Origin of the sequence: Ralstonia sp. A12 (assembly GCF_000801955.1) — a bacterium.
In the GTDB taxonomy this organism is placed as follows: domain Bacteria; phylum Pseudomonadota; class Gammaproteobacteria; order Burkholderiales; family Burkholderiaceae; genus Ralstonia.
Genome location: NZ_JSZO01000038.1, coordinates 23162 through 44796, shown reverse-complemented (window position 1 = coordinate 44796; position 21635 = coordinate 23162). Strand labels below are relative to the sequence as shown.

The 21635-nt window shown below is 63.5% G+C and carries 20 protein-coding genes; 10 read left to right on the top strand and 10 right to left on the bottom strand.

The features are described from left to right. Positions 1-55: 55 nt before the first annotated feature. From PI87_RS26650 to PI87_RS26635, 4 genes are all read right to left on the bottom strand, one after another. Positions 56-1279: a M20/M25/M40 family metallo-hydrolase gene (locus tag PI87_RS26650; protein ID WP_039600762.1), complete on the bottom strand. Its 1224-nt coding sequence runs from the start codon at positions 1277-1279 to the stop codon at positions 56-58. 212 nt (positions 1280-1491) lie between these two features. Then, positions 1492-1836: a hypothetical protein gene (locus tag PI87_RS26645; RefSeq protein ID WP_039600761.1), complete on the bottom strand. Its 345-nt coding sequence runs from the start codon at positions 1834-1836 to the stop codon at positions 1492-1494. A 76-nt stretch (positions 1837-1912) separates the two neighbouring features. Then, positions 1913-2473, bottom strand: a complete 561-nt coding sequence (locus PI87_RS26640) for a DUF3592 domain-containing protein (RefSeq protein WP_039600760.1) — start codon at positions 2471-2473, stop codon at positions 1913-1915. 197 nt (positions 2474-2670) lie between these two features. Beyond that, a complete protein-coding gene (locus PI87_RS26635) occupies positions 2671-3354 on the bottom strand; it encodes a hypothetical protein (RefSeq protein ID WP_084210114.1) in 684 nt (227 codons plus the stop codon). 288 nt (positions 3355-3642) lie between these two features. Here PI87_RS26635 and PI87_RS26630 point away from each other — a divergent pair, with 288 nt between their 5' ends. From PI87_RS26630 to PI87_RS26615, 4 genes are all read left to right on the top strand, one after another. After that, entirely contained in the window at positions 3643-4563 is a 921-nt protein-coding gene (locus PI87_RS26630; RefSeq protein WP_039600758.1) for a LysR family transcriptional regulator, read from the top strand. Between the two features lie 101 nt (positions 4564-4664). Then, the gene (locus tag PI87_RS26625; protein ID WP_039600757.1) at positions 4665-6050 is read left to right on the top strand and encodes an 8-oxoguanine deaminase; all 1386 of its coding nucleotides are present in this window, start codon (positions 4665-4667) and stop codon (positions 6048-6050) included. Positions 6051-6393: 343 nt separating this feature from the next. Continuing rightward, a complete protein-coding gene (locus tag PI87_RS26620) occupies positions 6394-7758 on the top strand; it encodes a nucleobase:cation symporter-2 family protein (protein WP_052321782.1) in 1365 nt (454 codons plus the stop codon). 223 nt (positions 7759-7981) lie between these two features. Then, the gene (locus PI87_RS26615; protein ID WP_039600756.1) at positions 7982-9184 is read left to right on the top strand and encodes an ABC transporter substrate-binding protein; all 1203 of its coding nucleotides are present in this window, start codon (positions 7982-7984) and stop codon (positions 9182-9184) included. On the opposite strand, the gene PI87_RS28860 is transcribed toward PI87_RS26615, so the two are convergent. Next, positions 9141-9977 carry an AraC family transcriptional regulator gene (locus tag PI87_RS28860; RefSeq protein WP_084210112.1) on the bottom strand — a complete coding sequence of 279 codons (837 nt, stop codon included), beginning with the start codon at positions 9975-9977 and terminating at the stop codon, positions 9141-9143. The two genes, PI87_RS26615 and PI87_RS28860, sit on opposite strands and share 44 nt — an antisense overlap. Before the next feature lie 92 nt (positions 9978-10069). On the opposite strand from PI87_RS28860, the gene PI87_RS26605 reads away from it, so the two are divergent. The 5 genes from PI87_RS26605 to PI87_RS26585 all read left to right on the top strand — a co-directional run bounded on the left by PI87_RS26605 (position 10070) and on the right by PI87_RS26585 (position 14248). After that, positions 10070-10327 carry a hypothetical protein gene (locus PI87_RS26605; protein WP_039600755.1) on the top strand — a complete coding sequence of 86 codons (258 nt, stop codon included), beginning with the start codon at positions 10070-10072 and terminating at the stop codon, positions 10325-10327. A 407-nt stretch (positions 10328-10734) separates the two neighbouring features. Then, positions 10735-11373, top strand: coding sequence for a cytochrome b/b6 domain-containing protein (locus PI87_RS26600; protein ID WP_039600754.1), 639 nt, complete (start codon positions 10735-10737; stop codon positions 11371-11373). Positions 11374-11394: 21 nt separating this feature from the next. Next, on the top strand, positions 11395-12168 hold the full coding sequence (locus PI87_RS26595; RefSeq protein WP_039600753.1) for a molybdopterin-dependent oxidoreductase: 774 nt from the start codon (positions 11395-11397) through the stop codon (positions 12166-12168). A gap of 64 nt (positions 12169-12232) precedes the next feature. Next, positions 12233-12556 (top strand): pentapeptide MXKDX repeat protein, encoded by a 324-nt coding sequence (locus tag PI87_RS26590; protein WP_039600752.1) that lies wholly within the window; start codon positions 12233-12235, stop codon positions 12554-12556. A 396-nt stretch (positions 12557-12952) separates the two neighbouring features. Continuing rightward, positions 12953-14248, top strand: coding sequence for an O-acetylhomoserine aminocarboxypropyltransferase/cysteine synthase family protein (locus tag PI87_RS26585; RefSeq protein ID WP_039600751.1), 1296 nt, complete (start codon positions 12953-12955; stop codon positions 14246-14248). A 19-nt stretch (positions 14249-14267) separates the two neighbouring features. On the opposite strand, the gene PI87_RS26580 is transcribed toward PI87_RS26585, so the two are convergent. From PI87_RS26580 to PI87_RS26560, 5 genes are all read right to left on the bottom strand, one after another. After that, a complete protein-coding gene (locus PI87_RS26580) occupies positions 14268-15644 on the bottom strand; it encodes an amino acid permease (RefSeq protein ID WP_039600750.1) in 1377 nt (458 codons plus the stop codon). 94 nt (positions 15645-15738) lie between these two features. Continuing rightward, positions 15739-16230, bottom strand: coding sequence for a hypothetical protein (locus tag PI87_RS26575; protein ID WP_039600749.1), 492 nt, complete (start codon positions 16228-16230; stop codon positions 15739-15741). Positions 16231-16251: 21 nt separating this feature from the next. After that, positions 16252-18030: a S8 family serine peptidase gene (locus tag PI87_RS26570; RefSeq protein WP_232314098.1), complete on the bottom strand. Its 1779-nt coding sequence runs from the start codon at positions 18028-18030 to the stop codon at positions 16252-16254. Positions 18031-18483: 453 nt separating this feature from the next. After that, complete coding sequence (locus PI87_RS26565) at positions 18484-19500, bottom strand: helix-turn-helix domain-containing protein (protein WP_039600747.1); 1017 nt, start codon at positions 19498-19500, stop codon at positions 18484-18486. 85 nt (positions 19501-19585) lie between these two features. After that, positions 19586-21103, bottom strand: a complete 1518-nt coding sequence (locus PI87_RS26560; RefSeq protein WP_039600746.1) for a sensor domain-containing diguanylate cyclase — start codon at positions 21101-21103, stop codon at positions 19586-19588. Between the two features lie 290 nt (positions 21104-21393). Between PI87_RS26560 and PI87_RS26555 the strand changes: the two genes are divergently transcribed. Then, entirely contained in the window at positions 21394-21582 is a 189-nt protein-coding gene (locus PI87_RS26555) for a hypothetical protein (RefSeq protein ID WP_021192915.1), read from the top strand. The last annotated feature ends 53 nt before the right edge of the window (positions 21583-21635 follow it).

The following is a 21635-nucleotide window of genomic DNA, read 5'->3' as shown; positions in this document are numbered from 1 at the left end:
CGGCGTCATGCCTGGGCGGGCTTTTTGTTGATGGTTCGCTTCGGTGAGCCGGGGCTTACTTGGCCGCCGAGAGTTCCATGATCATGCGCGACAGCAGATAGAGCCGGGGCACCACGCTTTCCACTTCTGCGTATTCCTCCGGCGTATGGATGCCGCCACCAACAATGCCGAAGCCGTCAAGCGTAGGCGTGCCGACGCCGGCAGACAGGCTGGAATCCGCCGCGCCGCCGCTGCCTTCCAGCGTGAGCTTGCGCCCGATTTCACCGTAGATGGCCTGCGCCTGTGCTGCGAGTTGATCCGATGCGGCGTTGCGCGGCATCGGCGGGAAGCCACGCACCAGGCTGGTTTTGACTTCCGTATCCGGGATCAGCTTGTCGGCCGACACACGTGCCAAGTCGCGTTCAACGCGGTCGAATTCCTCCGGCACCGCGACGCGCACGTCGGCGTAAGCAGTCGCCTGGGCGGGGATGACGTTGGTGGCATCGCCTGCCTTCATCACCGTGAAGTTGACGGTGGTCTGCTTGGCGCTGTCGCCCAGCTTGCCGAGCTGAAGCACCTGGTGCGACAGCTCGGTGGCGGCGTTGCGACCTGACTCCGGTGCCACGCCTGCGTGCGCGGCCTTGCCTTTCACGTCCACCTCGGCGGTGCCGCTGCCCTTGCGCCACACGACCAGCCCGTCGGCAGGGCGACCCGGCTCCAGGTTGAGCGTGACGTCATGCTGTTTGGCTTCGCGCTCGATCAATGCGCGCGTGCCCTTGGAGCCCGTCTCTTCATTCGTGTTGAGCAGCAGCGTGACCTGGCCGTAGCGCTTGAAATCCAACTGCTGCAGGATCTTCATCGCATACAGGCCTGCCACCACGCCGCCCTTGTCGTCCATCACGCCGGGGCCATACGCGCGCTTGTCCTTGATATAGAAAGGCTTGGCACGGGCGGTGCCGTCCTTGAACACCGTATCCATGTGCGCCATCAAGAGGATGCGCGTCTTGCCCGTGCCCTTCCACGTGGCGAGAATGTTGTTGCCCACGGCCGGCGCGGCAGACACCGTTTGCACCTGCGCGCCCGTCTTGCGCAGCTCGTCGGCCACGATGGTGCCGACCTGGCTGAGCCCCGCTTCATTGCCGGTGCCGGAGTCGATATTGACGAGGCGTTCAAGCAGATGCAGTGCGTCGCCACGGTAGCCTTCGGCAGCGGATAACACCTTGGGATTGGCATCAGCGGCGTGGGACAGTGGTGCGGCGCACAGCAGCAATGCCGCAAGGGCGAGGCGGGAGGTTTTCATGCGAGACCTATGTGGCGGGGCGAAACGACCATTACACACAAGAACCGCATGCGCTGGGGCGAGGGTGTTGCTTCGGTCGCATCGGTATCAACCGCAGCTTGTTCTCTGGGGCAACTCGTGTCTTGAAGAGCCACGACGACTAGGCGCTGCCGAATACGGCGGACGCTCCCTTGGACCCACCCTGGGAAAGGAGGAGTTCAGAGCGGATGCCTCTACGGCACGGCAGGTGCATCCTTGCAGCCAAACTGGCTCTGTTTGAGTCCGAGCGCTTCAAACGTTTTCGCCAAACCTGCTATCTCGTCGTCCGGGGCGTTGCCATGTAGAGAGATTGCGGTGTTCAGTTGTGCCAGTGTGTCGGCTCTCTGTTGCTTGAGAGCTGCGCATTCCGGTGCGTCAGGGCGTGGTTCCTTGGGCGGCGGGATGATGCCGCGCTTGATTGCCTCTTCGCAGGTCATACTGACGAGGTAGGCTTCGCCGTTATAGGTGCACGTATAGCCGACGTAGGCAATTGATGGAGACGCCACGAGGTAGCCGGCAAGAAAAAGGAGTGTGCGCATGGCTGGTTGATTGCGTAACTTCGGTCCTGTTGATGGCGGGCACGTTGCCAAGCAGCGGCCTGTCGCAGTGGCAGGCCTATTCAGCCAGACGTTGATACTGCTTGAACTCACGCAGTCCCGCCAAGCCCATCGGCACAGCCAACACCAGGCAAAGAACAGCTGCGGCAAACTCCCCCCAGTTCCACGCGGGATCTCGCCGATCCAGTACGGACTGGCTGGGGTCGCTGGGATCGTAGTAAGCCATAACGTGCTCACCAATCGGTCTGTCATTTGCAGCATCCTCGGCCCGCTCCCGAGTGAGAAACACCGCTTGGGAGAAGCCACCAGCCAGGTCCGTACTTTGCACGATATAGCGGGCGTTGTTGACCGTGTAGTCGTACTGCCACACCGGCGACCAGTTCACAGGGTCACCCTCCGACCACACAACGCGAGATTGGATGATGGTGGCATCTACGGTGGGCCATGTCTGCTCGGCCTGTGCAAGTTGGTTGTCGCGGACCATCTCGTAGAGCAGGCGTTCAGCGCCCCAAAGCAGGAGGACCGTCGCAAGGCAGCAACTGATGGCGGACACCAATCGCTTGTCTGCGCGTGTTACCGGGTCGTCGCCGGATTGGTCTTTGCTGGATTCGGACCGCATGATTTTTCTGGTTTCGGTTACCGCTTGATATGAAGCCCTGGGAGCATTCTGCTGACGACGATGCCAAGCAGGATGCTGAAAAAGACCAACGATGCGATTCCGAACCGGGCTGCGAAGCGGTGAGTACTCATGGGCGTTCACTCTTTCGTTCCGCAATCGCGCTCGGCGGTGTTGTGAGGTTTCCGTTTCTGGGCGGACTACTCTATCGGCACCACGTTCGATGGCTCAGGTAACCCGAATTCGTCGGTGTTGATCTGCATCAGGCCAATGGCGTCGGCGCACCCGCCTGGGGAGAACAACACTTCAACGTACCGTTTCAGACCACCGACCTGATAACGCATCGCGTGAAAATAGCCCAAGCGACTGGTTGCCGTTTCGAACGCCCCACCGTACCCAGCATCGACGACCTGCGGGGGAACGCGAGAATCATTCTCGCCAGGGCCAAAGCTTTGTTCGACCTCTCTGCGTGACAGGCAGAGAAATCTTGGGTCGGGCGAGAACGTCCACCGCGTTGCGGACCCCGTCGGCCTCACACGATAAGTGGTCACGAGTACTGCTTCGCGCAGTTGCAACAAGCTCGGGTAGGAAAATTGCATCGGGTGCTGCAAGGGTCGGCGATAGGTGCTTTCCAGCGAGAGCTCAGATGCAACTTTCTCGTAGTCATTCAAATCAATGGTGTTGATGACCTTGCGGATACTTCGCCAGAAGGCCGTAGCCTGCGGAGACATGTCGATGCTTTCGACGATGGAGTCCTGACCCCGGACGTCGACGACAGGGTCTCCTTTGACCATTGTCGATGCAGGCAGGGCGTCAGCGTAGGCGCTCTGCGAGAGTCCAATCAACACGGCCAGAACGACCTGCATACGCAGCGGGAAAGTCATCTCGTTCCTCATTGTGTTCACGTTGCCAACACCCGCGATTCGTCAGCATTGTGTGTGTAGGCGGTATGGGGTTGGCACAGTTTCTAGCAATGTGTAGCCATCCGTCCACCCAACCACGGCCGGGATCAATCGCGTGAAATCCTGCAGCCATTGCCGGAAATGCCGACATCGCCCGGTTGCAGTGTCAGATGACACCCCATCCATTCCACCGCAACCTCGCCGCTACAATGCGACGCACCGACGCCATGCGGTTCAGGGCCCCCGAGCAACGCCGATCCTCCATCACCTATGCACGCCAGAATCCTGCGCTACCTTGACGAAGTGGTCCGCCGCGGATCGATCCGAAAGGCGGCCGAACATCTGCATGTGGCCCCGACTGCGATCAATCGGCAGATCCTGGATCTGGAGGACGATCTTGGCGCGCCGCTGTTCGAACGCATCAACAAGCGTTTGCGGCTGACCCCGCTGGGCGAGATGGTGCTGGCACATGTGCGCCAGACCCTGCGCGAGCATGAGGCTTTGCGCGAGCGCATCGAAGAGTTCAAGGGGGCCCGGCGCGGGCAAGTGTCGATTGCCGTGACGGCGGGCCTGGCGGGCTCGCTGATGCCGTCTCTGGTGCACGACTTCCGGCAGCAGTTTCCCGGTATCGCGGTGTGCGTGAAGGACATGCCAATCGCAGACATCGTCGCGGCCGTTGAACAGGGCGATGTTGACCTGGGGCTGGGCTATGACCTGCCGGACGCGCCGTCCTTGCGTGTGCTGACCACTGGCGACTGGCAGATCGGCGCGGTGGTGCCACCGGGGCATCCTCTGGCGGCGCAGCCTTCGGTGCTGCTGAGTGAGTGTGTGGGGTATCCGCTGATCCTGCCGGCGGCTCCGCTTTCCATTCGCGCCATGCTGGAAGACGCCTTCGTGCGCAACGCCATTGAAGTGGCGCCGGCGGCGGAATCCACGTCCATGTCACTGATTCAACGGCTGGTCATGCTCGGCAGTGGCATTGCCTTGCTCAACCCGCTGGATGTGATGGAAGAGCGGGCGCGCCAGGCGCTCGTGTTTATCCCGCTGCGTGACCGGAACCTGCAGGCGCAGACACTCACCCTGGTGGCCCGCAACACGGAGCAGCAGAACGCGGCAGCAGACCTGATGGCGCGCAACATTGGTGTGGCGCTGGCGGCGCTTCATCCGCAGCCGCCTGAGGTGTCCGCTTAGGGTGTCCACTTTTTGTGTTCAGCTTGAGCAAAATTCTGCTCTTACCCCTGCACAACGCATTTCCATAGACTGCCGGCAATCCAACACCAACGATTGCCGATATGACCCTCATCGCCCTGAACGCTGACGTCCTGGTCACCATGGATGCGCAGCGCCGTGAAATTCCCGACGGTGCACTGGTGGCTGACGGGCCTGCTGTGCAATGGGTCGGCCCGACCTCGGAACTCCCCCTGCAATACCGCCGCGCGATGGACGACGGCAGTGCGCAGGTGCTCGACATGCGTGGCCACGTGGTCATTCCGGGGCTGGTCAACACGCACCACCACATGTACCAGAGCCTGACCCGGGCCGTTCCGGCAGCGCAAGACGCCGAGCTGTTCTCCTGGCTCACCAACCTCTACATGCTCTGGTCGCATCTGACGCCGGAGATGATCAGCGTGTCCACCAAGACCGCCATGGCGGAGCTGATGCTGTCGGGCTGCACGACGACCAGCGATCACCTCTACCTGTATCCGAATGGCTCGCGGCTGGACGATTCCATTGCGGCGGCGCAAGAGATGGGCATGCGCTTTCATGCTGCGCGCGGCTCCATGAGCGTCGGCCGCAGCAAGGGCGGGCTGCCGCCCGATGTGGTGGTGGAAGAGGAAGCGTCGATCCTGCGTGACAGCCAGCGGCTCGTCGAGACCTATCACGACAGTGGACGCCACGCGATGCTGCGCGTCGTGCTGGCGCCGTGTTCGCCGTTCTCGGTATCGCGCGATCTGATGCGCGAGTCCGCGCAGATGGCGCGGCACTACGGTGTCTCTCTGCACACCCACCTGGCAGAGAACGACAACGATATTGCGTACTCCCGCGAGAAGTTCGGCCTGACCCCCGCACAGTACGCAGAAGACCTCGGCTGGGTCGGCCACGACGTGTGGCATGCCCACTGCGTGAAGCTCGATGACGAGGGTATCGCGCTGTTCGCGCGCACCGGCACCGGCGTGGCCCATTGCCCTTGTTCGAACATGCGTCTGGCGTCTGGCATTGCACCGGTGCGCACCATGCGCGATGCCGGTGTGAACGTTGGCCTGGGCGTGGACGGAAGCGCCTCCAACGATGGTGCTCACATGCTGGGCGAAGCGCGCCAGGCGATGCTCCTGCAGCGCGTCGGCTACGGGCCGGCGGCCCTGAGCGCGCGCGAGGCGCTGGAGATTGCCACCCTGGGCGGCGCGCGCGTGCTCAATCGGGATGACATTGGCGCGCTGTCGCCGGGCATGTCCGCAGATTTTGTCGCATTCGATATGTCGGCGGTCGGCTATGCAGGCGGTGGGCATGACCCGGTGGCATCGCTGGTGTTCTGCACGCCAGGCAACGTGGCTACGAGCGTCATCAACGGGCGCGTGGTTGTGCGTGACGGCCAACTGCAGACTGCTGACCTGCCACGCGTGCTGTCTGACCACCGCAGCCTTGCCAAGCAACTCGTCCTGCGCGCCAGCGGTCAGTAGAACCTGCTCACGATCCTACTGCGCGGCCCGATCTTGACCCTGCGATGCTCGCCGTACCCATGTACGGCTGCGCTTCTCGCGCCAACCTCGGGCCGCTCGCTACGGATCGTGAACAGGTTCTAAGAACCATTCTGCCCAGCAACCAACGGAGGTGACCGTCCACAGATCACAGATGACTTGATGTGGTGGGAAGTTGAGCGTGATTCGATAACGCCCCGAGCAGTGCAGAGGGCACCCATTGAAACGGGGCACGCCTCGGGCAGCGCCCCAATACACCCCCTTGAAACCGGTAAAACGCCTGCAAAAAACAAGGCGCGGTGAGGGTGGCAGGAGGAGACAGAACATGCAGCATCTGCTTTACACGGTGGAAGATCGTCCGCCTCTCATGACAACCGTGCTGCTCGCGTTGCAGCACTTGCTGGCAGCGTTGGGCGGCATCATCGCGGTGCCGTTGGTGTTCGGTGGTGCGTTGAAGCTGCCGGCGGATCAGGTTGTTGCGCTGGTCAATGCCGCGCTGCTGGGGTCGGGGGTGGTCACCATCATCCAGTGCCGGGGCGTTGGTGCGGTGGGTATCCGGTTGCCCTGCGTGATGGGGACGAGCTTCGCGTTTGTGGGCGCCGGCATCAGTGTGGGGCTGGAGCACGGTGTGCCGGGCATCCTGGGGTCATCGCTGGTGGGGTCGCTGGTGATGATCGTTGGCAGCTACTTCATGCCGGTCATTCGCAAGCTGTTTCCGCATGCGGTGACCAGCGTGGTCGTGGCGATGATCGGCTTGTCGCTGACGCCCGTGGCCGTTGACTGGGCGGCCGGTGGTTTCGGCAGCAGCAACTACGGCGCACCCGCCAATCTGGCGATCGCGGGCTTTGTCTTGCTGCTGGTTATCGCACTGGTGCAATGGGGCAAGGGCATCATCTCGGCCGCCGCCGTGGTCATCGGCATTCTCGTCGGCTACGTGCTTTGCCTGATGCTGGGGCTGATCGACTTTACGCAGGTGCGTAGTGCCCCGATCTTTGCGCTTCCGCAGCCCATGCACTTCGGGTTGAGCTTTCCGGTGTCGGGCATGGTCGCCATGTCGTTGGCGTTCCTGGTCACCATCGTTGAGACCACCGGCACCTTCATGGCGCTCGGCGCGGCCACGCAAACACGCATGCCAGGCTCCAGGCTCGCGCGCGGTGTGCTGTGTGACGGTATTGGTTCCGCCTTTGCCGCGTTGATGTCGAGCCCGCCGGTCTCCACCTTTGCGCAGAATGTTGGCGTGGTTTCTCTGACGGGCGTGGCGAGCCGCCATGTGGTGACGCTCACCGGTGTCATGCTGCTCCTGGCAGGGCTGTTCCCGGTGCTGGGGGCGTTGGTGGTGACGATTCCGCAGCCTGTGCTGGGCGGTGCGGGGCTGATGATGTTCGCGATGATCGTGTCCGCCGGCATCCAGATGCTCAGCAAGGTCGAACACACCAAGCGCAACACGCTGATCATCGCGGTCTCGATCGGATGCGGGCTTGCGGTCACGATGCGCCCGGAGCTGCTGGACAAGCTGCCCGCCTTCGTGAAAGAGGTCTTTGGGTCAGGCATCACGGTGGGCGCCATTGTGGCCGTGCTGCTCAACTTGATTCTTCCTGGCCGTCAGTTTGATGCCGTTGATGAGGAGGGCGAGGAGCAAGTCATGAGCCCCTTCACAAAGGATGCGGAGTCGGAGCCAGAGCCGGCCTAAGTCGACTTCATGTGCTAGGAAGCTGCGGGTTCGGAACTCGGCAATACCGGGTTCCGAACTGCTCGCTCACCATACGCGCGACTGGCTCTCCACTGTCGACTCTCACTTGACAGTGTGTTTCGCCCGCCAGGGCTGTTCGCGGCGGATGACATCGTTACCATGTGCTCCAAAGAGGTGCGGCCACCGGCACGCACACACAAGAAGAACGCACCAGGAGACACACATGCACGCACGCCGCGCCACGGCTGCGGTGGCTTTTGCCATCGCTTCATCCTTCGCCCACGCACAGGTTTCCGACGACAAGGTCAAGATCGGGTTCATCACCGACATGTCCGGCGTCTATGCCGACCTGGACGGCCCTGGCGGGTTGGAAGCCATCCGCATGGCGGTGGCCGACTTTGGCGGCAAGGTGCTCGGCAAGCCCATCGAGATCGTCTCTGCCGACCACCAGAACAAGGCCGACGTGGCCGCTTCCAAGGCACGTGAGTGGATCGACCGGGATGGCGTGGACGTGCTCTTCGCCGGCCCGAACTCAGCGGCGGGTCTGGCGATGAACCGCATCGCGGCAGAGAAGAAGCGTGTGTACATCAACCTCGGTGGCGGAACTCCGCGCCTGACCAACGAGGAATGCACGCCCTACACCGTGCACTATGCGTACGACACCAATGCCCACGTGCGCGGCACCATCGGCGCGTTGCGCAAGCAGGGCGTGAACGCGTGGTACCTGCTGTCGGTTGACTACGCCTTCGGCAAGGACATGGATGCCGAATCGCGCCGCGTGATTGCCGCAGGCGGCGGCAAGGTGGTGGGCGGCACGAAGCACCCGCTGGGCGCACCGGATTTCTCGTCGTACCTGCTGCAGGCGCAAAGCTCGGGCGCGCAGGCCGTGGCGCTGGCCAACGCGGGCGGCGACACCATCAACGCCATCAAGGCCGCCAAGGACTTTGGCCTGGACAAGAAGATGCGCGTAGTCGGCCTGGTCATGACCATCGACGAGATCCACGCACTCGGCCTGCAGACCGCGCAGGGCATGCAGTTGATCGACCCGTGGTACTGGAATTCCAGCGACGCTGCACGCAAGTTCGGTGAGCGTTTCTATGCCAAGTTCAAGAAGATGCCGAGCGCGCTGCAGGCGGCGGACTACTCCGCCACGCTCACCTATCTGAAGGCCGTGCAGGCCGCCGGCACGGATGATTCCGACCGCGTGATGGCCAAGCTCAAGTCGATGAAGATCGACGACATGTACACCCAGGGCGGCTACGTGCGCGCCGACGGCATGATGATCCACGACATCTATCTGTTCGAGGTCAAGAAGCCGGCGGAATCGACTCGCCCGTGGGACTACTACAAGCTCGCGCAGACGATTCCGGGTGAGCAGGCGTTCAACACGCTGGCGGAATCGGCTTGTCCGATGGTGAAGAAGTAAGCGTGAGCCCGATGCATCCACCGGCGGCATACCGCCCCGGCGTGATGCCGAAGGTCGCGCGAAACCGGGCAATGAACGCGCTGACGTTGTCGTAGCCCAGGTCAAGCGCAATCGTTGTGACCGGTGCACCGGCTGCCAGTCGCTCCAATGCACACATCATGCGCAGCCGGTGGCGCCAGGTTTCGAATGCGTAGCCGGTTTCGCTGGCGAACCTCCGGGTAAGCGTGCGCGGGGCAACAGCAGCCCAGTCAGCCCAGTCCTGCAGGCGCCGGGTGTCGGATGGGTCTGCGATGAGCGCGTCGGCGATTTTGCGCAGGCGCGCGTCGGTTGGCATCGGCAGGGCGGTTGGCACCGGCACGAGCGCGCGGATTTCGTCGGCAATCACCACGGCGATGCGCTGCTGAGCGGCGTCGAGTGCGTCGTCTGCCCACGTTGCCGCCCGCGAAATTGCCGCGCGCAGCAGCGCCGGCATAGAGAGCGTGCAGGGCGCCTCCGGTAAGCCCTCACACACATCGGGCGCGAGATAGACGGCCCACCCCACAAATGGTCCATGGGTTTCGGCGCCATGTTCCACGCCAGGCGGAATCCACACCGCCTGCCCGGCAGGCACCACGCAACGGCCCGTTCCCGTTTGCACGGTAAGCACACCCGCATCCGTCCCGAAAAGTTGCCCGCGCGCATGGCTGTGTGGCGCCGTCGCGCGCGCTGCAGGGCTGGTCTGGTCGACTGCATGGAGCCACCGGCCTTCGGTCGATTGCACGCGCGACAAGGGAAGCAAGGGTTTGGTTGGCATGGCCTGAAAAGCGTATTGAATGGCATATATGGCTTAGCAAGGCCAATGTATTGGCTCTACAGTGGCGTGGTCAATCACCCCAGGAGCACACCATGCGACCCGAAGATGTTTTGCCCGACACCGCCAGCTACGCCGACTTTGACGGACTGACGATCCGCAAAGGCACGGTGGCCGCTTTCCTGGCCAACGCGCAGGCGTGGCTTGATCCCGAGATCGACACCACCAAGCGCGTCGAGGCAGAGCTGTTGCTTCTGGAGGCCGTGCCAGCTCTGCAGAAGTTGGGCGTGTTTGCCGTGCTGGATATCCGGGATCCGGGGTTGCGCAGGCTGGTTGAGAGCGTGCGCGGGTAGCGACCCTTCGTCGGGCTGCGCTCCAGTGTGGCGCCGGCATCGATAGGCGCATTGCGCTACACGCGCCTCGCGACAATGGGCTGCAAACTGGCCGGCCCGCCTTCCCTGCCACGGCACGAGACGAGGCGTCGCCGGAGCGTTGCAACCGCGACGTAACCCGTTCCTTGCCTTCTAGTTGATTGGTTCTATCGTCAAGGCACATACCGCCAAAATTTCTGCGCTGGAACGGTTGCACCACGTCGACCCGCCTTTCTCAGAATGACGGTGTGTCGTATGCGGCATACGGGCGACACAACGATCCGAGTTCGAAAAAAAATTCGATGGTGCGGTGTCAGTTTGCGTCGCGAGGAACGACGAACGTGGTGTAAGCGGCGGCGGCCGCTGACCAACCCACTTCGGAGGGGAGCGTGAAGACTGCACAGCAATCAGCAGCGATCAGGCCAACGCCTCGCACGGGCCCGTCCACCACGCTTCAGCCAGCTTGGCTGCGCATCACGCATTGGCTCAATGCGATCGCCGTCATCATCATGATGCTCAGCGGCTGGCGTATCTACAATTCTTCACCGCTGTTTGCCTTCCGTTTTCCCAACGACATCACGCTCGGCGGCTGGCTTGCCGGCGCGCTGCAATGGCACTTTGCCGCCATGTGGCTGCTGGTGGCCAACGGTCTGGCTTACCTGGTACTGAATGTTGTGACCGGCCGGTTCTGGAGGCGCTTCATACCGGTCTCCATTCCTTCCGCGCTGCACGATGTGGTTGCTGCCCTGCGAGGCAGGCTTTCGCACGCCAACCTGGCCGAATACAACGCTGCGCAGAAGCTGCTCTATCTCGGGGTGGTCGCCGTCATCGTGATCACGGTCTTGTCTGGCCTTGCCATCTGGAAGTCGGTGCAATTTCCGCTGCTTCGCACGCTGATGGGGGGATATGACGCAGCGCGATGGGTGCATTTCATTGGCATGAGCGCGATCGCCCTCTTCATCGTCGTCCATGTGGTGATGACGGTACTGGTACCACGCACACTCATCATCATGCTGCGCGGCCGCTAGGCTGCATTAAGGGGAAGTGTCGTGAGCACGCCCAAAGAGATCGTCCGGTTAGATCGCAAGCTGATCCTGCGCGATGCCACCCGCGAGTTGAGCATGCCGTCCCGCCGGCTGTTCGGTAAGCAAGCCATCACGCTCGGCGGATTGCTGCTGCTGACCGGATGCAGCATCACCGACGAGCCTTCAGTGGAATCCTTCCTGATGGCGGTTTCGCGCTTCAATGACCGCGTGCAGGGCTGGTTGTTCGACCCGCGCCGGCTGGCGCCAACCTATGCCGAGTCCGAGCTGACACGACCGTTCCCGTTCAATGCTTTCTATGGTCTTGATGAAGTGCCGGAGGTGGACGCTAACGGTTTTCAGCTCGAGGTCGGCGGCCTGGTCTCGCGCAAGGCGCCGTGGACGCTCGACGCGTTGTACGCATTGCCGCAGACGTCCCAGGTCACGCGCCATATCTGCGTGGAAGGGTGGAGTGCCGTCGGCAAGTGGGGCGGTACGCGCTTCTCTGATTTCCTCCAGCGCATTGGGGCGGATACGTCTGCAAAGTATGTGGGTTTCCGGTGTGCCGATGACTACTACTCCAGCATCGACATGCCTACCGCCTTGCATCCGCAGACGCTGCTGACGTTCACCTATGACGGCGAACGCTTGCCGCCAAAGTACGGCTTTCCAATGAAGCTGCGCATGCCTACCAAGCTCGGGTACAAGAACCCGAAGCACATCGTCGCGCTCTTCGTCACCAACACGTATCCGGGCGGTTACTGGGAGGACCAGGGGTACAACTGGTTCGGCGGTTCCTGAGCATCCACCTGTACCTGACCGGCAAGTTCGCCGGTTTCCTGCTTATCTGACCAAGGAGAACACCATGAAGAAGCGTCTAGTTTTGCTGATTTCCGCAGGAATGTTGCTGGCCGGCAATGCACTGGCACAAGACACCATGAAGAAAGACGAGATGGGAAAGGATGCGATGGGGCAGGGCGGGAGCATGGCGAAAGACACGATGGGGAAGGACGATATGGCGAAGGACAAAATGAGCAAGAGCCACGCCAAGAAAATGCATGAGAAGGGGGGCATGAGCAAGGACGCCATGGGGAAAGATTCCATGAGCAAGGACGCCATGGGGAAAGATTCCATGGGTAAGGACGCCATGGGCAAGGACTCCATGGGGAAAGACGCGCCAAAGCAATAGCGGGTGACGGCGAAGTATTCGCCGCTGGAGAGATGTGCCGACCGGGGGCGTTCGCACATTGTGGTCGACGGCGCTGAGGGCAGCGCTCCCGCTTCGCGCGGGAGCAAGCACATTGTGTTGCGCCCCGTGGCTGGCAGGCGAGCGGTTGGCAGCTTACCGGCCAGCCGCTCCCGCTCGCCGCAAGGGGAAATGGGCTGACAAACGCCCGTCTTGCCACGACCCACTCGATCCCGCCGCGCAGTCGCACTTCCGACCGCTCGACGCTTGTATTGCAGCATGCGACGGGGGCATCAACCGGAAATGTGGATGCCCCGAATAACCAAAGACAAAAACAGTCGTTCGCATGCCGAAGCGCTGCCCCTATGCTCGCCGGATCAACCCTCCGGAGACGCCACGATGACGCAGCCCACCACGCCCAACTGGAAACTCGACACCCTGGCCGTCCACGGCGGCTACAGCGCCGACCCGACTACGCGGGCGGTGGCCGTGCCGATCTACCAGACCGTTGCCTTTGCCTTTGACGACACGCAGCACGGCGCCGACCTGTTCGACCTCAAAGTCCAGGGCAACATCTACTCACGCATCATGAACCCGACCAACGATGTGCTGGAGAAGCGCGTCGCGGCGCTGGAGGGCGGCATCGGCGCGCTGGCGTTGGCGTCGGGGCAAGCGGCGGTGACGTACGCAATCCAGACCATTGCCGAAGCGGGCGACAACATCGTCTCGGCCAGCACACTGTACGGCGGTACCTACAACCTCTTCGCGCATACGCTGCCGCTGTCGGGCATCACCACGCGCTTTGCGGATCCGCGCGATCCGGCCTCGTTCGAGGCGCTGATCGACGATCGCACCAAGGCCATCTTTGCCGAGACGGTGGGCAACCCACTGGGCAACATCACCGACATTGCCGCGCTGGCGGAGATCGCACACCGGCATGGCGTGCCGCTCATCGTCGACAACACGGTGCCGACGCCGTACCTGGTACGGCCAATCGAGCATGGCGCCGACATCGTCGTGCATTCACTGACCAAGTACCTGGGCGGGCACGGCACCAGCCTGGGCGGCGCGATTGTCGATTCAGGCAAATTCCCCTGGGCAAAGCACAAGGCGCGTTTCAAGCGCTTGAACGAGCCGGACGTGAGCTACCACGGCGTGGTCTATACGGAAGCGCTGGGCGAGGCGGCCTACATCGGCCGGGCGCGCGTGGTGCCGCTACGCAATACCGGCGCGGCGCTGTCACCGTTCAACGCGTTCCTGATCCTGCAGGGCATCGAGACGCTGGGCCTGCGCATCGACCGTATCACGCAGAACGCCGCGCGCATCGCACGCCATCTGCAGGGGCATGTCAAGGTGGAGTGGGTCAACCACGCCAGCCTGGATGACCACCCCGACTACGCGCTGGCGCGCAAATACCTCGGCGGCAAGGCGCCGGGGCTGCTGACGTTTGGGGTGAAGGGCGGGTTTGCGGCGGGTGCGCGTTTTCAGGATGCGCTGCAACTGTTCACGCGGCTGGTGAATATTGGCGATGCGAAGTCGCTCGCCACGCATCCGGCGTCGACCACGCACCGCCAGCTCTCAGAGGCCGAGCTGGCCAAGGCCGGCGCGCGGCAGGAAACCATCCGCCTGTCGATCGGCATCGAGCATATCGACGATCTGCTGGCAGATCTGGATCAGGCGTTGGCGCAGGCTTGAACCTGGGCTGCGGTCCGGCTCACTGCCGGCCGCGCACCCAGCGAAACACCACCGCCATCACCACCAGAAACGGCACACCCACCACCAGCGTCATCCGGAAATCCGCCATCCATGCCGTGCTGACGATGATGACGGCCATGGCGATGGCGCCGAGGGTGGTCAGCACCGGAAAGCCCCACATGCGGAAACGCAGGGCGCGCCCTTCGCGTTCCGCCGCACGCCGGAAGCGCAGGTGCGTGACGAAGATGACGAGCCACGTGAACAGCGCACCGAACATCGCCAGCGACATCATCAGCAGGAACGAGTGACCGGGCAGCACCACGCTCAGCACCGCCGCCAGCGCCGCACCGGAACTGGACACCGCCAGCGCGCGCAGGGGTACGCCGCGTTGGCTCACCACACCCAGCGCCCCCGGCGCTTGCCCGCCGCGCGCGAGGCTGAACAGCATGCGCGTGGACACATACAGCTGCGCGTTCATCGACGACAGCGCCGCCGTGAGCACCACAAAGTTCATCACCCCCGCGCCACCGGCAATGCCCAGAATTTCCATCACCCGCACGAACGGGCTCTTGCCGGTGCCAGCCTCCTGCCAGGGCACCACGGCCAGCATCAGCGCCAGCGTGCAGAGGTAGAAGAACACCAGCCGGAACAGCGTGGAGCGGAACGCACGGGTGGCGGCGGCCTCGGGCTCGCGCGCCTCACCGGCGGCCACGGCAATCAGCTCGATGCCGAAGAAGCTGAAGATGCTGACCACCGCGCCAAACCAGACGCCCGACCAGCCGTGTGGCAGAAAGCCGCCCGCGTCCACGTAGTTGTGAAAGCCGATCGGCCCGCCATCGGGCGCGCGATGGATCGCGTAGCTCGCCACTGCCAGAAACGCGACGATGGCCACCACCTTGATCATCGAGCACCAGTATTCGGCCACGCCAAACACGTCGACGCTGCTGGCGTTGATCCACACCAGCACCGCCGAGAACCCGACGATCCACACCCACGCCGGCACGCCCGGAAACCAGTACGCCATGTACACCGCCACCGCCGTCACTTCCGCGCCGATCACGAAGACGACTGCCGCCCAATACGCATAGCGCACCAGGAAGCCGGCGAGTGGGCTGACGTAGTGCTCGGCATACGCGCCGAACGAACCGGTGGTGGGGTGGGCGACGACCATCTCGGCCAGACAGCCCATCAGCAGCAGCGCAATGGCTGCGCCGATGGCGTAGCTGGCGATGACACCCGGGCCGGCCAACTGGATGGCCGCACCGCTGCCCAGGAACAGACCTGTGCCGATCGCGCTGCCGATGGCGATCATGGTGAGTTGCGCGGAAGAGAGGCGGTGCTGCAGGCCGCCTTCGCGGGCGGCCAGCGCTTCAAAGCTGCCGGTGGCCTTGTCCATGGTGATGTCCAGACTGGGGAAAGGCCCGGATGATACGCCCACACAGTAAAACGCCCCGCACAAGGGCGGGGCGTTCGGGCCAGCAAGGGCTGGTTCAGCGGGCCACGGGCCTGGCGTACTGGATAGGAACGTCGACCCGCGCCTGCGGCAGCGCCTTTTTGAGCTGCGTGCGCGCGTTCACGGCCTCTTGGAACGATGCGAAGCGCAGCGTGCTGAGGTTCATGTGGCCGTAATACTCCGCCGATACGGGCGCGGTTGAGAGGCTTGCCGCAGTTTGCCGCACGCTGTCGACCGAGATCTGCGAGACGACGACCTCGTTGCGGCTCTCACCTACCACGCCGCGTTCGTTGGCAACTTGCGTCACGGCACTGGATGCCGCGCCGGCAGCCTTGGTGCGTGTGCCGGTGGCGAGCACCTTGAACGATTGCGTTTCGATCTGGACCGACGGTGCGCTGGCGTACTGCGACAGTTGCTGCGTCGACAGCCGTTGGCCGACCGACAGGTCAGCCGCCACGGCTTGGCCCGTGATGGCAACCGAAACGAGCACCCCCAGCGCAACAGTCTTGAAAGTCGATGAAATGGTCATGTTGAGGAATCTCCGGAGGGCTTACTTGGCGGCGATGACGCGGTACTGAACGGTAAGCGGCGTCGTCAGGGTCACGGTATGCGTGCCACCTTGGGGCTGGTACGTCGGGCATGCATTGGTGGGCACCGCGCTCACTGCGTAGACCTCCCAGGTGCCGGTAGCGTTTTCGCCATAGAAGGCGTAGCTGCCCAAGCCGTAGTTGCTGACGCTTTTGACCCCGTCGTTGTAGTAGCCGTTGTATGGCAGGGACAACGCCGACACCGTGCCCGACGGCGACTTCACGAAGAAGCCGACGCTGCCGATGCAGACCGAGCCTGAGACGCGCAATTGCAGGGCATCCACCTTATCGGAGCCTGACACATTGAACTGGCCGAGCTTCTGTACCGAACCGTAGTTCAACTGGTTGACGTTGCCAAAGGCCGCGGCAAAGTCCGGCACCGACAGTGCGGCCGGCTTGTAGGTGGTGGTGGCCTTGGCCATCTTGACGGCGGCGGATGCGTCCACCAGCCCGAAGCCGTACCACGTGGAGTATGCGTAGCCGGCACCGTTGGTCTGCCAGCCGTAATCCAGGCGCGCAGTGGTGGCCCCATCGACCAGGGTAGTGCTGGTGTCGGCCGTGGCCGTGTTGCTGGTCAGGTCGATCTTGGCGTTGCGGCCGTCGCGGCTGCCGTAGTCGACGTCGATCTTGCGGGCGGTGGCGCGCAGGATTTCACGCACGTCGCGCCAGGTGAGGTTGGGGTTGGCCGCCAGCATCAGTGCCACCACGCCCGACAGTGTGGGCGTGGCCGCCGACGTGCCGTTCATGCTGGAGTAGTTACAGTTGGCGTTGTCTTTGAGGTTGGTGGCCGTGCCGGCGATGGCGAAATCGTAGGTGTCCTCCGGGTTCGCTCGGCTGTAGCCACGGCCGCAGCCGCTCAGGTCGGTCGAGAAGATCTTTGGGCCGCTGCCGACTTCACCATACTTGCCGCCATCGGCAGCTTCGCCGCCCAGGCCGGTGATCCAGTTGACGGGGCCGGCGTTCGAATAGCTCGACTTGACGCCCAGTGAATTGGCTGCGCCCACCACGATGACGCCGGGCTCCAGTGCCTCCGTATCGTTGGCGGGGTTCTCGCAACTGAGCAGGCCGGATTGCCCGCCGATCATCGGGCAAGTACGGGCCACCACGCCGTTCTCGATAAAGTTGATGTATTCGTTGCCAGACGCCTTGAGCATGACCAGTCCCAGCCCGTTGCGCAGGTTCGGGAAGGCGCGTACAGCAGCCTGCGTGGAGGCAGCTGTGTCGTATTCCATAGGGGTGGGCGGGTTTGCGCCATACGAGGCGTTGATGATGTGCGCGTTCTTGGACCAATCTGCGCCACCGTAGGCCGCAGGGGTATCTTGGTTTGCCACCAGGAAACGCGCACCGCCCAGGGTGGCGCGCGGGGCAATCCCCATCACGCCTTTGCCGTTTTGTGCCGCAGCGATGATGCCGGCCACATTGGTGCCGTGCGCGTCGTTGATGTTGGCGGGAATGTCCGCCGGTGTCGGATCGGCCGAACCATCATCAAAGTTGTGCGTCATTGACGCATTGACGTTGGCCGACAGGTCTTCGTTGTGGATGTCGACGCCGTCGTCGAGCACCAGCACGTTCACGCCCTGGCCCTTGATGCCGGCGGTGTGCGCATCTTCCACGTTGATGTCGGTCGTGCCGTTGGCGACCAGGCCGAATGCCGCAAAGAAGCTGGTGGCTTGTTTGAGCGCCCATTGGTAGGCGTACAGCGGTTCGGTGCTGCCGGTCTGGCAGGCGTACTTGGCGTCCACGCCGGTCTCCGCACAGCCTGACACCGGTATGTTGCCCCCGTTGCCGCCGTTACTGCCGCCGTTGCTTGCTGTGCTGCTTGGAGAATCGCCGCCTCCGCACGCGGCCAAGGCCGCGGCTGCAAGCAGCGTCAAGGCCAGCGTTTTTCCCGTCATGATTTTCACGAGACCCCCGTTTTGTCGTTGTGTGATGTGCAGGGGACGATGTGTCCGCCTGCCTTCTGACCTGGCGACGAAGAGAGGGCACGATAGTCGTGCGCGCCGCAAGCGCTTGGGCGCCATCAGGTCGGGCCGGATGCTCGCATGCACACTGTGGAGGTTTCAATGAAGAACGCGCTTGCGGCCGCTGATCGGTGCAGCCGTCGCGCAAACCCGTCAGCGCGTCTCACGAAAGAGGCGCCGGATGCGTGGACCGGGAGAAGAACGAGATGCGGGTGTCCGATGTGGAGCGCAGCCTCAGCGCATCTGCGAGAGCCAGGTACGCCAGTCCTTTGCCTGCACGAACGGCATGGCAGCCGCGCGACCCTCAAGCGCCAGCATGCGCGTTTCACGCGGCGACATGCCCGAGGCCCGGCGATACGCCCGCGTGAAGTTGGACGCATCGGAGAAGCCGTAGGTCAGGGCAATCTCCGCCACCGAGCGGTGGGTTTGCGAGCGGTCGGCCAGGATGGCGTGGCACTGCCGCAGGCGCTGCAGGCGCAGGTAGTTGAAGAACCCGCCTTCGCGCTCGAACAACCGGTACAACGTAGCGCGCGAGATGCCGAAGTACACGGCCACCCCTTCGGGCGAGAGGCCGAGATCGGCCAGGTTGTGCTGGACATGGCGGCAGATCGAGGCAAACAGGCTTTCGCTCACGGCCCGCGCGTTGGCTTCCGTCACCTGCGAATTGATGGCGGCGGCAGCCAGTTGCATCGTGCCTGGAATGATGGCCTGCGCCTCTGCGTTGCTGAGTTGCCCCGCCGATTGGTAGAGCGAGCACAGGTGGTCACGCAGCAGGCCGATCATGGGTGCGTCGCCACGCAGCAGGCGCATGCTCACTTCATCGGGCGAACGCAGCAGGGGGGCCAGCAGACGCCGTGGCACGACCAGGCTTAGGAAGCGGCTGTCGGTCGTGCTGGTGGCCAGCGGTTGCGCGGCATCGACGATGAAGAGATCGCCCGGTCGGGTGGCCGTGCCGCTGGTACCGTCGCGCTGCCCGCAACTGCCCTCGAGGTAGTACTGGAGGATATAGACATCCATACCGTCGCGGCCCAGCTTGGAGCGCGAACGATCATAGTGCTGCGCCTGCGCGCGGATCATGCCAAGGCCCGCCTCGCCGCACAGGTAGGCATCCACGCTGGCCTGGAAACCGTGGGATTCCGGGGCAGCGGCACGCGTGTCGAACACAACGTTGATGGCTTCTCGCCACGCCGCGAATTGATGCTCGCGTGGCAGTGCGCTCGTATCGAAGTGGGAGTGGGGAGGTTGGCTCACGACGGTTTCCTCTAGGCCGCCATTGTGCAGAAGCGATGCACACCGGTGGCATGCCCCCAAAGAGGGGGAGTGGGTTTTGCTGTGCTTACACCACCGCCAGCTTGCGCCGCTCTTGACGCGGGATGACCGTGTTGCGCCCGGCTGCCTTGGCCTCATAGAGGCGCCCGTCAGCCAGTCGCACCAGGTCGTCGGGCGTTTCATCGGGCGTGGCGACACCCGGGTGGACAGCCACGCCGATACTCACCGTCAGCTTGCCGTGCGCGCTGCCAACGTGGGGTTCATCGGCAGCCAGCACGGCGGCGCGGATGCTCTCGGCCACGCGCACTGCGCCGGCCAGGTCAGTGTTGGGCAGCAGGGCGCAGAACTCTTCGCCGCCGTAGCGGCCCGCAAAGTCGCCAGGGCGTTTGATGCTTTCGTTCACGCAGCGCGCCACGGTGCGCAGTGCGGTGTCGCCGGCGGCATGGCCGTAGTGGTCGTTGAAGCGCTTGAAGTCGTCCACGTCGATCATCAGCGCGGCCAGTGGCATGTGGTTGCGGTTGGCGCGGCGCCATTCCACGTCCAGCGCGGTATCCAGCGCGCGGCGTGTGCCCAGGCCGGTCAGGCTGTCGGTATTGGCCAGCCGTTCCAACTGCTGCTCCATCTCCAGCCGCTGGCGCAACTGCCTGGCAAACAGAACCGACAGTGCCATGAACACCGCATCGAGCATCAGCACGATGCCGCCAATCACCCACGCCCGCTGGCGCCATTCGGCATAGATATCTTCGGTGGCCAGGCCGACCGACACGATCAGCGGGTGATCACCGATGCGGCGGAAGCTGAACAGGCGCTCGATATCGTCAACCGCGGCGACCTCCACATACGAGCCGTCCGGCGCCAGCAAACGTTTCTGGAAGGCGGGGCTGCTGGCGATGCTGCGGCCGATGAGCTTCTCGTCGTACGGGCGGCGCATCAGCATCGTGCCGTCGGCGCGCACCAGCGTGACCGCAGCGTGCGGCCCAAGGTTGATGCCGTCGAACAGCCGGCGGAAGTAGTTCAGGCGCAGCGTGCCGACCACGACGCCGTTGAACTCGCCATGCGGTCCGGCCAAGCGGCGGCTCAGGCCGACCGAGGCATCGATGCCATTGATGCGCGGCTTGAACGGCTCACTGATGTATAGGCCGACATCCGGCGCGCCCTGATGCACCTGGAAGTAGTCGCGGTCGCGCACATGGATGCGCCGGGGCGGCACCGAACGTGAATCGATGATGACTTCGCCGTCCAGATTGGCGACCAGCAGCGAGCCCAGATCCTGTGCATTGGTCGAGCGGTCGAACAGTACGAGTTGCCGGATGTTCGGCGGCAGCGCCACGATGGTCGGGTCCTGCATGCCGTCGATCACGGCCTGCAATGACAGGTCGTACACCTCGATGTTGCGGGCAATGTCGCGCTGCAGGATCAGCGAGAGGTTATCGGCGGCGTCACGCGCGCGCGCCAGGGCGTCGACGCGCATTTCCCACAGCGACAGGGCCGTCAGCGCGGCCAGCAGCAGAGACAGCACCGAGGCGCCGGCAATCAGCAGGGGAGGGTGCCGAAGAAAGGCGCCAATGGTGCGCTGAAGGGGCATGCGCGTAATTGTGAAAAGATTGAAACCGCAGTGTTGATTGTGTACAGGACTCCACCTTGCGGCGCAATACGCACAAGGCGTTTGTTGCTTTGGCAATCGTTTGCGTGTCGTATCGCCGCGGGCGGCGAGGCATGACCATCCTGCTCGGGCCCGCAAGTTGCTGAGCATGTGCTGAGTATCGTGCACGTCGCGCCCGACTGCTCGCGGCAGGTCGACATCTGCCCGTGCCACCCTGCACGGTCGCCTTTGCCCACTTTGCCTATTCTGGGTAGGCATCCTTGGAGAACGCCATGCCAGACGACCGCGTCTCATCTGCTCCTGTACCCGCCAACCCGCATCCGCCCGTGCCCGACTCGCATGAGGAGGCCCTGCTGGACGAGGGGCTGGAAGAGACTTTTCCGGCCAGCGACCCGGTTTCCATCGACACCGGTAAGCCGGATGTGACACCGAAAGCGCCGGGGAGCGCGCCCGCACCGTAAAATATGGGCTTACGTGTCAACGAAACGGCGGCTTTGTCCGTGTTACGTGGCAT